This is a genomic window from Exiguobacterium acetylicum DSM 20416, assembly GCF_000702605.1.
In the GTDB taxonomy this organism is placed as follows: domain Bacteria; phylum Bacillota; class Bacilli; order Exiguobacteriales; family Exiguobacteriaceae; genus Exiguobacterium_A; species Exiguobacterium_A acetylicum.
This window is the reverse complement of record NZ_JNIR01000001.1, coordinates 384,177-396,406: the sequence shown is the minus strand read 5'-3', so window position 1 is coordinate 396,406 and position 12,230 is coordinate 384,177. Positions and strand designations below refer to the sequence as shown.

General features: G+C 47.8%; 11 protein-coding genes. 2 read left to right on the top strand and 9 right to left on the bottom strand.

Annotation, left to right across the window (positions count from 1 at the left end):
• Positions 1 to 34: 34 nt before the first annotated feature.
• From dnaK to lepA, 5 genes are all read right to left on the bottom strand, one after another.
• Complete coding sequence (gene dnaK / locus P401_RS0102015) at positions 35 to 1,861, bottom strand: molecular chaperone DnaK (protein WP_029341001.1); 1,827 nt, start codon at positions 1,859 to 1,861, stop codon at positions 35 to 37.
• 48 nt (positions 1,862 to 1,909) lie between these two features.
• Positions 1,910 to 2,467 carry a nucleotide exchange factor GrpE gene (gene grpE / locus P401_RS0102010; RefSeq protein WP_029341000.1) on the bottom strand — a complete coding sequence of 186 codons (558 nt, stop codon included), beginning with the start codon at positions 2,465 to 2,467 and terminating at the stop codon, positions 1,910 to 1,912.
• A gap of 24 nt (positions 2,468 to 2,491) precedes the next feature.
• Positions 2,492 to 3,526 (bottom strand): heat-inducible transcriptional repressor HrcA, encoded by a 1,035-nt coding sequence (gene hrcA, locus P401_RS0102005; RefSeq protein WP_029340999.1) that lies wholly within the window; start codon positions 3,524 to 3,526, stop codon positions 2,492 to 2,494.
• A gap of 314 nt (positions 3,527 to 3,840) precedes the next feature.
• Positions 3,841 to 4,986: a radical SAM family heme chaperone HemW gene (hemW, locus tag P401_RS0101995; RefSeq protein WP_029340998.1), complete on the bottom strand. Its 1,146-nt coding sequence runs from the start codon at positions 4,984 to 4,986 to the stop codon at positions 3,841 to 3,843.
• A 58-nt stretch (positions 4,987 to 5,044) separates the two neighbouring features.
• Positions 5,045 to 6,868, bottom strand: a complete 1,824-nt coding sequence (lepA, locus tag P401_RS0101990; RefSeq protein WP_029340997.1) for a translation elongation factor 4 — start codon at positions 6,866 to 6,868, stop codon at positions 5,045 to 5,047.
• 232 nt (positions 6,869 to 7,100) lie between these two features.
• Between lepA and rpsT the strand changes: the two genes are divergently transcribed.
• On the top strand, positions 7,101 to 7,382 hold the full coding sequence (gene rpsT, locus P401_RS0101985) for a 30S ribosomal protein S20 (RefSeq protein WP_029340996.1): 282 nt from the start codon (positions 7,101 to 7,103) through the stop codon (positions 7,380 to 7,382).
• Between the two features lie 126 nt (positions 7,383 to 7,508).
• Here rpsT and P401_RS0101980 read toward each other — a convergent pair whose 3' ends face one another.
• Positions 7,509 to 7,952: a GNAT family N-acetyltransferase gene (locus P401_RS0101980; protein ID WP_029340995.1), complete on the bottom strand. Its 444-nt coding sequence runs from the start codon at positions 7,950 to 7,952 to the stop codon at positions 7,509 to 7,511.
• A 13-nt stretch (positions 7,953 to 7,965) separates the two neighbouring features.
• Positions 7,966 to 8,967 carry a DNA polymerase III subunit delta gene (holA, locus tag P401_RS0101975; RefSeq protein WP_023467432.1) on the bottom strand — a complete coding sequence of 334 codons (1,002 nt, stop codon included), beginning with the start codon at positions 8,965 to 8,967 and terminating at the stop codon, positions 7,966 to 7,968.
• Positions 8,968 to 9,067: 100 nt separating this feature from the next.
• On the opposite strand from holA, the gene P401_RS18215 reads away from it, so the two are divergent.
• A complete protein-coding gene (locus P401_RS18215; protein ID WP_023467431.1) occupies positions 9,068 to 9,229 on the top strand; it encodes a YqzM family protein in 162 nt (53 codons plus the stop codon).
• 36 nt (positions 9,230 to 9,265) lie between these two features.
• On the opposite strand, the gene P401_RS0101965 is transcribed toward P401_RS18215, so the two are convergent.
• Complete coding sequence (locus P401_RS0101965) at positions 9,266 to 11,428, bottom strand: DNA internalization-related competence protein ComEC/Rec2 (RefSeq protein WP_029340994.1); 2,163 nt, start codon at positions 11,426 to 11,428, stop codon at positions 9,266 to 9,268.
• On the bottom strand, positions 11,428 to 12,036 hold the full coding sequence (locus tag P401_RS0101960; RefSeq protein WP_029340993.1) for a helix-hairpin-helix domain-containing protein: 609 nt from the start codon (positions 12,034 to 12,036) through the stop codon (positions 11,428 to 11,430). The genes P401_RS0101965 and P401_RS0101960 overlap by 1 nt, the downstream gene beginning before the upstream one ends.
• Positions 12,037 to 12,230 lie beyond the last annotated feature (194 nt).

Below are 12,230 nucleotides of genomic sequence, written 5' to 3'. Positions count from 1 at the left end.
CTCTCTCTAGCGCCCGAAAAATCGGTCGGATGAATTACTTGTTGTCTTTCTCGTCGACTTCTTCGAACTCAGCGTCCATGACGTTATCGTCTTGGCTACCAGCTTGTGCGCCTTCAGCGCCAGCTTGTTGCTGTGCCATGTTCTCGTAGACTTTTTGTGTCAACTCTTGAACAACTGTCGACAATTCGTCTTTTGCAGAACGGATTGCTTCGATGTCTGTTCCTTCGAGAGCTTTTGTTACTTTTTCTTTTGCAGCTTCTGCTTTTTCTTTATCAGCGTCAGCGACTTGCTCACCGAGGTCTTTGATTGCTTTATCTGTCGCGAAGACGAGTTGGTCTGCTTCGTTGCGTAATTCGACTTCTTCTTTACGCTTGTTGTCAGCATCCGCGTTTGCTTCTGCATCTTTGACCATTTGCTCGATGTCCGCTTCAGTCAAACCGCTTGATGATTGGATCGTGATCGACTGTTCTTTGTTCGTTCCGAGATCTTTCGCAGAAACGTTAACGATACCGTTCGCATCGATGTCGAATTTAACTTCGATTTGTGGCACGCCACGTGGTGCTGGTGGAATGTCCGTCAATTGGAAGCGACCAAGTGTTTTGTTATCTGCTGCCATCGGACGTTCCCCTTGGAGGACGTGGATGTCAACAGCTGGTTGGCTGTCTGCTGCAGTTGAGAAGACTTGTGATTTTGAAGTCGGGATCGTTGTGTTACGATCGATCAATTTCGTCATCACGCCACCCATTGTCTCGATACCGAGTGAGAGTGGAGTTACGTCGAGAAGAACGACGTCTTTGACGTCTCCTGTCAATACGCCACCTTGAACCGCTGCACCGAGGGCAACGACTTCATCCGGGTTAACCCCTTTGAACGATTCTTTACCAGTGAAGTCTTGGATTGCTTTTTGAACTGCAGGAATACGAGTCGAACCACCAACGAGGATGATTTTGTCGATTTTGTCTGGTGTCAGACCTGCATCGTTCATAGCACGGCGTGTTGGTTCCATCGTACGTTCAACGAGATCTGCTGTGAGATCGTCGAATTTCGCGCGTGAAAGCGTCATTTCCAAGTGAAGTGGACCTGATGCGCCAGCTGTGATGAACGGAAGGCTGATTTGTGTTGAAGAAACACCTGAAAGGTCTTTTTTCGCTTTTTCAGCTGCATCTTTTAAACGTTGAAGCGCCATCTTATCTTGAGCAAGATCGATGCCGTTTTCTTTTTTGAATTCTGCTACGAGATGATCGATGATTTTTTGGTCGAAATCATCTCCACCGAGACGGCTATCACCAGCAGTTGAAACAACTTCAAAGACACCGTCACCGAGTTCAAGGATCGACACGTCGAACGTACCGCCACCAAGGTCATAGATGAGGATCGTGTGGTCTTCGCCTTTTTCGAGACCGTATGCGAGTGCTGCCGCTGTAGGCTCGTTGATGATCCGTTTTACGTCAAGACCAGCAATCGTACCAGCGTCTTTTGTCGCTTGGCGTTCTGCATCGTTGAAGTAAGCTGGTACTGTGATGACAGCTTCTGTGACTTTTTCACCGAGGTAGTCTTCTGCTTGTGCTTTTAATTTTTGAAGAATGATTGCAGAGACTTCTTGTGGTGTGTAGTCTTTGCCTTCGACTTCTACTTTATAGTCCGTACCCATATGACGCTTGATCGACATGATCGTGTTCGGGTTCGTGATCGCTTGACGTTTTGCGACTTCCCCTACTTGGCGCTCACCGTTTTTGAATGCGACGACAGATGGTGTCGTACGGTTTCCTTCTGCGTTAGCGATGACGACCGGTTCGCCACCTTCCATTACTGCGACACATGAGTTCGTTGTACCTAAGTCAATACCAATGATTTTTGCCATGATCTATTTCCTCGCTTTCAATGATTGGAATAATAAAGTGCAAGCTGATTACTCAGCTACTTTGACCATACTCGGACGAATCACACGATCGTGCAATTTGTACCCTTTTTGGAATTCAGCGATGACGATACCTGATTCGTGTTCTTCGCTCGCTTCTTGAACGACTGCTTGGTGTAAGTTCGGATCGAACGCTTCACCGACAGCTGGAATCTCGACGACGCCTTCATTTTGAAGCGTTTCAACGAGTTGACGTTTTACCATCTCGACACCCGTCAAGACGGATTTCGTCTCATCGTTTTCTGTCTCGATTTGGAGCGCACGGTCCAAGTTATCGACGAGCGGCAATAGCTTTTCGACGATCGCTTGTGAAGAATACTTCGCGCGGTTCTCCGCTTCGACACGGTTGCGACGTTTGAAGTTCTCAAAGTCCGCACGGAGGCGTAACTCTGAAGCTTTTGCTTCTGCGAGTTGTGCTTCGAAGTCTGGTTTCTCGTCTTCGACGAGATCCGCTTGGATGACTTCTTCTTCTGTGACTTCGACGGTTTCAGTCGGCTCTGTCACGTTTTCTTCTTGTTGGAGGTTTTGATTCTGTTCTTTTTCTTCCACTCTGAATCGAGCCCCTTTCTATATTCAATCCAAATTGTTCTTATGCAATTCGGTTTGGAATGCTTGAAGTAGATGGATGATCGAGTTGATTCCCCGGTTGTAATCCATCCGTTTCGGTCCGATCAAGGCGAGTGTCCCGATCGAGACACCGTCGACCGAATAATGGGCCCGGATGACGCTACAATCTTTTAATGCATCCACATTGTTCTCACTCCCGATCGTGATCAAGATTTGATTATCGAGATTCGGTCGGAGGAAATCGAGAACGGCTTCTTGCTGTTCGATCAACTCGAGAACAGGTCGTAGTTTGGCAACGTCCTGAAATTCGGGCTGATCGAACATGTTGGCTTTCCCGCCCAGATAGATGAACGGGCGCTCCTCTTGATCCGTCAAGACGAGATCAAGTGCCTTCGAGAGCAATACCGTCTGTTCAGAATGCTCTGAACGGAAGCGACGGATTTCCTCAAGCAGGCGACTGCGTAAGGCTGAGAGCGGCGTACCGCGTAACGTCTGATTCAGACGTTCCATCAGGCGGCTCGCTGCTTCTTGGGACAACGCTTGATTCAATTGCAATGTCTTGTGTTCGACATGCCCCGTCTCCGTGACGAGAACGATGACGACACGACCCTCGGCAAGTGGAATCAATTCTAAATGATGCAGGCGTTGTCCGTCTTCTTTTGGTCCAAGTACAAGCGTCGTGTAATGGGTTAAATCGCTCAACAGGTCTGCTGTGTGCCGAATCAACCGATCATTCTCATTCACGGAATGGGCAAAGAGTGATTTCAATGCCTGTGCTTCTTTTGGTGTGATGCTTTCCGGACGAATCAGATGGTCGACATAAAAACGATATCCGAGTTCGGAAGGAATCCGTCCTGCGGAAGTGTGTGGCTTTTCAATCAGACCCATCTCTTCGAGGTCCGCCATCTCGTTACGAATGGTCGCGGAACTGAACGTCACGTCGTCTCGCTTGGAGAGCGTCCGTGAGCCGACGGGTTGAGCAGTCTTGATGTAATCATCGACGATTGCACGTAAAATCAACAATTGACGATCCGTCAGCACCTTCTTCACCACCTTATTTTGTTAGCACTCACTTTTAATGAGTGCTAATTACATCTTTTACTATAAGGAATTGTCCGTCCGATGTCAACCGAATTGCGTGACCCTTTGAACAGTTTCCCATTCTGCGATACAGTGAAACAAAGAACGGAAAGGATGAATCGGATGATTGAATTATTGGCAATGGCAGGAGTCTTTGTCTGGCTGTTCATCGCGGTCATCGGAACGACTGCCTATTTTTTAAGGAAATCAAAAAAATGAAAAGAAGCGGTATTCCTCTTTTAAGGAAACACCGCTTCTTTTCATTTATTTAAAACTCATTGAACCTGCGCTTCACCGATGAACTCTGCGAAGACTTCGTTCGCTAGCGGAACCCCGGCTGGCGTCAAACGGATATGTGTCTCCGTTTGTTCGACGAGACCGTTTGGTAACAACCGTTTCATGACGTCACCAAACACATCTTCAAACGCTACTCCATATTTCGTCCGGAATCGTTCGAGTGATACGCCATCCTTCATTCGAAGTCCAAGGAACATCTCTTCTTCCATCCGCTCGACGTTCGTCAGTGGTGTCTCTTTGCGAACCGGTAACCCTTCCGCCTTGATATAGCGCGGAATCGGTGCGATATTCGCACGACGTGTCTGATTGATGTAGCTGTGTGAGCCTGCACCGAATCCGTAGTACTCATCGTTTTCCCAATAGACACGATTATGCCGGCTCTCTTTTCCAGCTTCCGCGAAGTTCGAGATCTCATACTGCGCATATCCGCCTGCTTCAATCGTGTCGATCATCACTTGATACATCTCCGCCTCGAGATCTTGCGTCGGAAGTGGTAATTTTCCTTTTCGCTCCTGAATCGCAAAGACCGTGTGCGGTTCCAAAATCAATGAATAGGATGAGATATGCGTGATCGGCAATTGAAGTGCCCGCGTGACGTCGTAGCGGACCTGATCGAGCGTTTGGTTCGGTAATCCGAACATCAAGTCGACCGAGATATTGTCAAACCGTTTCGCTGCGGCATCGAGCGTCTGCGCGACTTTCGCTTCGCGGTGCGTCCGACCGATGCGTTCGAGCAACCCGTCGTCAAACGACTGGACACCGAAACTGACGCGATTGACACCACCCGCCTTCATGATATCGAGCTTCTCTTCCGATACACCGTCCGGGTTCGACTCGACCGTATACTCTAAATCATCACCTGTCAGTGGCAACAAGTGCTTCTGGATGATTTCCATCAGCCGTTGCATCTGTGGTTCATTCAAAGCGGTCGGTGTGCCGCCCCCGATGAAGATCGTCTCGAGATGATCCGTCGGATATTGTTTCAGCGTCAGTTCGATTTCTCGTTCGAGTGCATCGAGGTATTCATCGACGGGCTGATTCTTTAAAAAGACTTTATTGAAATCACAGTAATAACAAATATGTTCACAAAAAGGGATGTGGACATATGCGGCGCGTATTCCCATTTCGCCTCATCCTTTCTCTATAAAAACCAAAAAGGGGACGCAAGCGCCCCCCACCTGTTTAATCTTCGTCCATGGATAGAACGGACATGAAGGCTTCTTGCGGTACCTCTACTGAGCCTACCATCTTCATGCGTTTCTTACCTTCTTTTTGCTTCTCGAGCAACTTACGTTTCCGAGAGATATCTCCCCCGTAACATTTCGCAAGAACGTTCTTCCGTAATGCCTTGATCGTCGAACGCGCGACAATCTTCGTTCCGACAGCAGCCTGAATCGGTACTTCGAACTGCATCCGTGGAATCAATTCCTTCAACTTATCAACGATGACTTTCCCGCGTTCGTATGCAAAGTCACGGTGAACGATGAAGCTGAGCGCATCGACGTTTTCGTTATTGAGGAGGATGTCCATCTTGACGAGACGCGACTGTTGGTAGCCGATCAATTCATAATCAAGTGACGCATACCCTTTCGTACTCGATTTCAACTGATCGAAGAAGTCGTAGACGATCTCAGATAACGGCAACTCATACGTGATTTTGACACGTGTCGTATCGATGTATTGCATATCGACGAATGTTCCGCGCTTCTTCTGGCACAACTCCATGATGGCACCAACGTAATCATTCGGTGTCATGACAGCAGCCTTAACGAACGGCTCTTCGATGAATTCGACTTTTTGCTGATCCGGCATCTTCGATGGATTATCGACGTGCAAGACTTCACCCGCTGTCGTCGTCACGTGGTAGATAACCGACGGTGCCGTCGTGATCATATCGATGTTGAACTCTCGTTCGATCCGCTCCTGGATGATCTCCATGTGGAGCATTCCGAGGAATCCACAACGGAATCCGAATCCGAGTGCTTGTGATGTCTCTGGTTCGAACTCAAGCGCCGCGTCACTGAGTTGTAATTTTTCAAGCGCTTCTCGTAAATCGTTGTATTTCGCAGCATCGATTGGATAGAGTCCACAGTACACCATCGGATTCATCTTCCGGTATCCTGGTAGTGCTTCAGCAGCCGGCTGTTTTGCGAGCGTGATCGTATCCCCGACACGTACATCGCCGACCGTTTTGATCGACGCAGACAACGTCCCAACATCACCGACCGTCAATTCTTGCTGACGTAATGGTTTTGGCGTCGCGACGGCAAGTTCCAGAACTTCAAAATCCTTACCTGTCGACATCATCCGAATCTTATCGCCAACCTTAACTGTTCCGTTGACGACTCGGATTGATGCAACGACACCACGATAAGCATCATAGTACGAGTCGAAAATCAATGCTTCAAGCGGTGCAGACGGATCACCCGTCGGCGCTGGTACTTTCTCGACGATTTGTTCGAGAATTTCTTCAATGCCGATCCCTGCCTTCGCAGAAGTCGGAACGGCTTCAGACGCATCAAGTCCGATGACATCTTCGATTTCTTGACGGACGCGCTCGACGTCCGCAGAAGGTAAATCGATTTTGTTGATGATCGGAAGGATTTCGAGATCGTTGTCGAGTGCTAAGTAAACGTTCGCAAGCGTCTGCGCTTCGATTCCTTGCGCCGCATCGACGACGAGGACAGCTCCTTCACAAGCTGCAAGTGAACGCGAGACTTCATATGTGAAGTCGACGTGTCCCGGTGTATCAATGAGATGAAGAATGTAGTCTTCCCCATCTTTTGCTGTATACTTCAATTGAACAGCATTCAGTTTAATCGTGATTCCACGCTCACGTTCGAGATCCATGGCATCAAGTGTCTGGTCTTTCATTTCGCGCGATGTCAGCGCGCCAGTTTTTTCTAAAATCCGGTCAGCGAGTGTCGACTTCCCGTGATCGATATGGGCAATGATCGAGAAGTTACGAATACTCTTCTGCCGCTTTAAACGGTCTTCATTCGTCATGTTTAGAGTCACCTTACCTTATTTTCAAACGTACATACGGTTCATTATACCAAAAAGCGCTTCACTGTACTATCTCGTTTTGTTTTACCCGAAAAACAAAATGTGAAGATTCCCTAGACGTCGTATTGCTTTTAAGAAAAACGTTTGCTACAATTGTGTTTGTTCTGTTGAACGATAACTGCAGATATGCGAATATAAATCTCGAATGAGTTTTATTGGAGGTGAATCATCCATGGCTAACATTAAATCAGCAATCAAACGCGTTAAAACAGCTGAAAAACGCGTTAAAACAGCTGAAAAACGCCGCGTCGCTAACGTACAACGTAAATCGGCAATGCGTTCAGCGATTAAAGCAGTCGAAACTTTCGCAGCTGAAGGTAACAAAGACCAAGCGGTCCTTACTTTCGCTACAGCTTCTAAAAAAATCGACAAAGCTGCTGCTAAAGGTCTCATCCACAGCAACAAAGCTGGTCGTGACAAATCACGTCTCGCTAAACTCGTAAACGCACTTTAATTCTTTCCGAAGAATACGGTGATGGGTCGCCACTAGGAGTTATCTCCAGTGGCGATTTTTTATATGATCTAAAATGGCGGACGAAGGACTCGTGTGAAACGATTCCTTCGTCCGCCATTTGTTGTTTCATTTGTCGTCTAGACGGTCGATCATGACATAGTGAAGACCGATCCCTTCAATAAGGAAGGGTTCTCCGACACGTTCAAGTCCGAGACGCTCATAAAAAGGAAGTGCCGTGACGCGGGCGTTACACCACCAAGCTGTCACTTGTCGTTCTTTCAAGAGACGACGGGCTTCTTCAATCAGCGCCCGACCATAGCCTTCACCACGCACATCTTCACTCGATGCCATGCCGCGAAGCTGATATGTCGCTCCTGGCGCTTGTGCATGCGATTGTTCCGAAAAGCTACCGATTGCGACGATTTGTTGTCCTTTTATCCCGCCGAGATGAAACGTCGATGGCAAGGCATCGTCTGGGTAGATACACGCTTCGCGTGGTTGATGCGGGCGCAATACGTCATGCCGTAATGGGATGACTTCTTCTGCTGTAATGATTTGGACTTCCATCATCATTTTCCTCCTCTTATAGCGTCGCTAAGCGAACGATCAACGCATCGAATAGAATCTTCTTATCGCCGCGCCCCGTCTTCATGCCTTCATCTGTCGTCGTGATGGCGATGAGTGCTTGTTCGAGCTGTGCAAACGTAAACCGTTTGGCAGACTGTAATGCCAATTTGATCGCATATGGATGAGCTCCGACTTTTGATGCGATTTGTCGTTCTCCGTATCCTTGTTCTGCTAATCGTTTCGACAGCAGCATCATCCGGTATTGGCGTGCCATCAGTCCAAGAAGGGCCAACACTTCTTGTCCTTGTTTTTCAAGGTCGCGAATCAAGCGAATTGCTGGTTCGAGTTGACGCTTCATCAAGTAGTCCGTTAATTGAAAGACGTTGTCCTCTAATGTCCGCGGAACAAGCAAATCGACATCCTCGATTTCGATCGTTGGTCGATCTCCTGCAAACAACATCAACTTCTCAAGTTCGTGCGCTAATGTCCCCCACATCTCAGCAGTCAAGAAAATAAGCCGCTCGATTGCCGGGCGTTCCATCCGGTAGCCTTTATCATTGACGGCATCCAGGACGAAGCGGAACAACTCTTCAGTCGTCGGTTTCTTCGCTTCTAACACCGTCGCGCGCTCCTTCAATCGTTTGACGACGGTTTTTCGTTCATCGAGCTTTTCTGCTTCGACAATCAAGACAACGACTGCGTAGTCCGCCGGTTGTAGGATATAATCTGCTAACCGTTCGAGGTTATGTTGTTTTTTATCTTTTGCCCCTGTCAGAAACGTTGCAGGTTTTGCAACGACGACGCGATAGTCACTTAAAAAGGGTACTGTCTCCGCCTCATCGAGTACTGCATCAAGCGGTTGGTCGTTCAAATCGATTTTCATATAATCAAAGCGTTCTCCGTCCGGAAGAGCCGCTTTTACGATTTCCCGTTCCCATTCTTCTAACAGGTGTCGTTCTGTTCCATATAATAAGTATAAATTCGCTAATTTTCCGTTGACGAGCCAAGGAGTTTTCATCATTCCCACCACATTTCACAGTTTGTTCTTAACTTCATCATAGATAATCCTCTTTTATTCCGCTATACTAGAAGCGGAATCTATTAAGGGGGAATGCAGCATGGCACATTCAGTACGCCCACCAAGTGAAAACGCGTTCGAGAACGATATTCAATCAAAACGCAACGATGCGCTCGACTCTGCCGTTGGTTTTGGTGCATCATTCGGCTTCTTCGCAGTCTTGTTCATCATCGGTGTCGCAATTAAGTTCTTAAGTCTATAATCAGTAAAACAGCAACCTTGGGGGGTTGCTGTTTTTTTATTTTATCATAGGTTCACAGCCCGCTGAAGAACAAGTTACACTCCCGTCCTCATCCGTTCGAAAGACGATTCGATCTGTTCCGATTCGCTCAAGCACGTCCGGATGCGGATGCCCGTATCGATTTTTCCGTCCGACTGACAAGATGACAATTTTCGGATTCGTCTTCCGCAAGAGTTCTTCACCGGTCGACGTATTCGAACCATGATGACCTGCTTTTAGAATATCGATCGGATCAATCGTTAACTCGTCCTCGATTGCTAAACCAGCGTCGCCCGTCAACAAAACACGTTGCTTGGCGATCTGTGCAAGTAATATGATAGACCGATCGTTCTCTTCTTCCTCTCGTCCAGTCGGTGCAAGGACCTGCAACCAAGGACGAATCGTTTGTCCCTTTTGAACGAACTCAACACGCGTCCCAGTTGCTTCGATGGAACGAATCAAATCGTTTCGTTTCTCATCCGTGTTGTCATACGCACCTAAATAAATGGTTTTCACGCGAACTTGACGCAGTACACCTAGAAGTCCACCGACGTGATCGTGATCAGCATGTGTCACGATGAGACCGTCGATTTCTGCTTCTCCTCGTGTGAATAAAAAGGGCGCGACGATATGACTACCTGGATCAAACGGACGAAGCAGTGGATGCGTCGTTTGTTGATAAACGCCACCCGTATCCACGACGAATGTCTCTCCTGCTTTCTCAAGCACGATACTATCGCCTTGCCCGACATCTAAAAAAGTGATTTGTTCGGGTGCGCGCCACTCCGTGTAGCCCCATGCCGCAAGTAAAAGGATCAACGGGAGAGCATGCCCCCACCATCTCCGCTCAGCAATGAACCAAGCGATCCCCGTTCCGACAATGACGATCGTCAAGACGATAGGAGAAAATGCTGGAACGGCAACCATCGCCAATGGTAGATCCTCCGCCAGTCGTAACGCTTGATCCATCCATTGAATCGCGTACTGATGCGCGATCTGAAACGTTGAACGAATCGGTAAGAACGGAAGTGTCGCAAGAATGAACGATCCCGGAAGAATCACCCATTCAATCCAGCTACCAATCAATAGGTTCAATAACGGCGACCAAATTGAAACAGTCGTCTGTTCAATACCTTGCAAAAAGAGGAGTGTTCCAAACTGTGCCCAAGCACTGATGAGCAGCCAGTTCCAAGGACGACGAACCGAACCCATGAGTCGTCTCGACAGCACAAGAAACAGCGTCAGTCCGACCGTCAATTGGAATCCGATATCGTAAATGACAGTTGGTTGAATCGCCAATTGAAAAGCTGCGACCCCCGCAATGACCTCCACCGGATCTAACGGTTTATGGAAACGACGACCGAGCAACAGAATGATCGCGACAAGAACAGCTCGTGTGACTGGTGGACTCCACTCCGTCAACCATCCGTAAATCGGCAGTAAGATAAGAACGATATCAAGTCGTTTTTCTTTGGTCATTCTGATTTTTCGTAAGACATACAGCAGACTAAATACTAAAAAAGCGATATGTGATCCTGAGATGACGATTGCATGTAATAAGCCGAATTTCTTAAACCGTTCGAGCGTCACTTGATCCATTAGTCGATCCTCACCAAACATGAGCGCTTCGACGTAGAAGGCTTGCTTTTCTGGTAGCAATTCTTCAATCCGTTTCAACCATGCTTCACGTACCCGTCTTCCTTCTGCCGCATACCCAGGTGTCGGATGACAGGAATCAAATGAACGGACTTCCCACTTTCCAGCGTAACGATGTGTATGCATGAATTGCTGTTCGTCAAAACCTCCCGCATTCGATTGTTGCCGGACGTCGAGCGGCTCCGTATTGACACGACAGGAGTACCCGATTCGTTCGTATCCTGTCTCTTCTTCTGCAATCGTCGCCGTCAACAGAACCGATTGATCGTTGCTCTCTGCCTCATAGCGAATTCGATCCCCATTACGCTTACCTGATAAAATGTCAACAGACGAGACGTCATGCGGTTCAGGTGACAGATGACCCATTCCGATGAAAAGGCAACTCAGAATGAGCAAACAGAAGAGACGACCGATTGAAAAAGACCATGATTTCATGACAGCAAACAACATCAACGTTACTAACCACCAGATTGATTCTTTAATGGCAACAACGAGTAAGAGCACAAACAGGGCATATAGCGGCATCAGTAGACGATCAGGTAGGATTTAAGCGACTCTAACGTCTTTTCCCCAAAACCCTTCACATCTCCGAGTGATTCATACGTCGCAAATCCTCCCTTCTCCTCCCGATAGGTCAAGATCGCTTCTGCTTTGGCAGGACCGATTCCCGGAACCTCCATCAACTGTTCCGCTGTTGCCGCATTGAGATCAATCAATCCTTTTGGTATCTCTGCTTTTGAGCGTTTCGTTGATTTCGGCTGATCTTTCGTCTTTTTTACCGGCACGATGACTTCCTGTCCATCAATGAGACGTGCCGCAAGATTCATTTGTCGAATGTCCGCTTTCGCAGTCGTCTTTGCTTTTTCGATTGCATCCTTCACTCGATCACCGAGGTGGAATTGATAGGGTCCAGGTGCTTCTACCGCCCCTTTCACATCGACCATGATGAGTTTGTCACGAATCGAGGGCTCCTTTTCTGCTGGCTCTGCTTTTGCCTCTTGTTGTTTATCCGTTAAGGACGGTTGATCGACCATCGCTTCATTCGAACAAGAGGGTAATGGTACGAACAATAAAACGATGAGTAGCAGGACGACGACGAGACCTGCGATCTGTTGCAAACGTGGAACGGTCAAGACGAATCCCTCCTTTTCCCACGACTCTAACAGGTCGCTACGGACTTCAGGAAACGAAGGAATACGCACTAACCACTCTTTTACAACACGATACTATGTGTTATGTCGGATGAATGTCATAACATCCATACCGTTACTTTGAATTAGCATCTGTTTGACGAACAAAAAATCCGTCTCCTTCAAGCAACACGAAC

Coding starts and splice junctions, on each gene's coding strand:
- dnaK (WP_029341001.1), bottom strand. CDS start 1,861: ATGGCAAAAATCATTGGTATTGACTTAGGTACAACGAACTCATGTGTC.
- hemW (WP_029340998.1), bottom strand. CDS start 4,986: ATGGGAATACGCGCCGCATATGTCCACATCCCTTTTTGTGAACATATT.
- lepA (WP_029340997.1), bottom strand. CDS start 6,868: ATGACGAATGAAGACCGTTTAAAGCGGCAGAAGAGTATTCGTAACTTC.
- rpsT (WP_029340996.1), top strand. CDS start 7,101: ATGGCTAACATTAAATCAGCAATCAAACGCGTTAAAACAGCTGAAAAA.
- P401_RS0101980 (WP_029340995.1), bottom strand. CDS start 7,952: ATGATGGAAGTCCAAATCATTACAGCAGAAGAAGTCATCCCATTACGG.
- holA (WP_023467432.1), bottom strand. CDS start 8,967: ATGAAAACTCCTTGGCTCGTCAACGGAAAATTAGCGAATTTATACTTA.
- P401_RS18215 (WP_023467431.1), top strand. CDS start 9,068: ATGGCACATTCAGTACGCCCACCAAGTGAAAACGCGTTCGAGAACGAT.
- P401_RS0101965 (WP_029340994.1), bottom strand. CDS start 11,428: ATGCCGCTATATGCCCTGTTTGTGCTCTTACTCGTTGTTGCCATTAAA.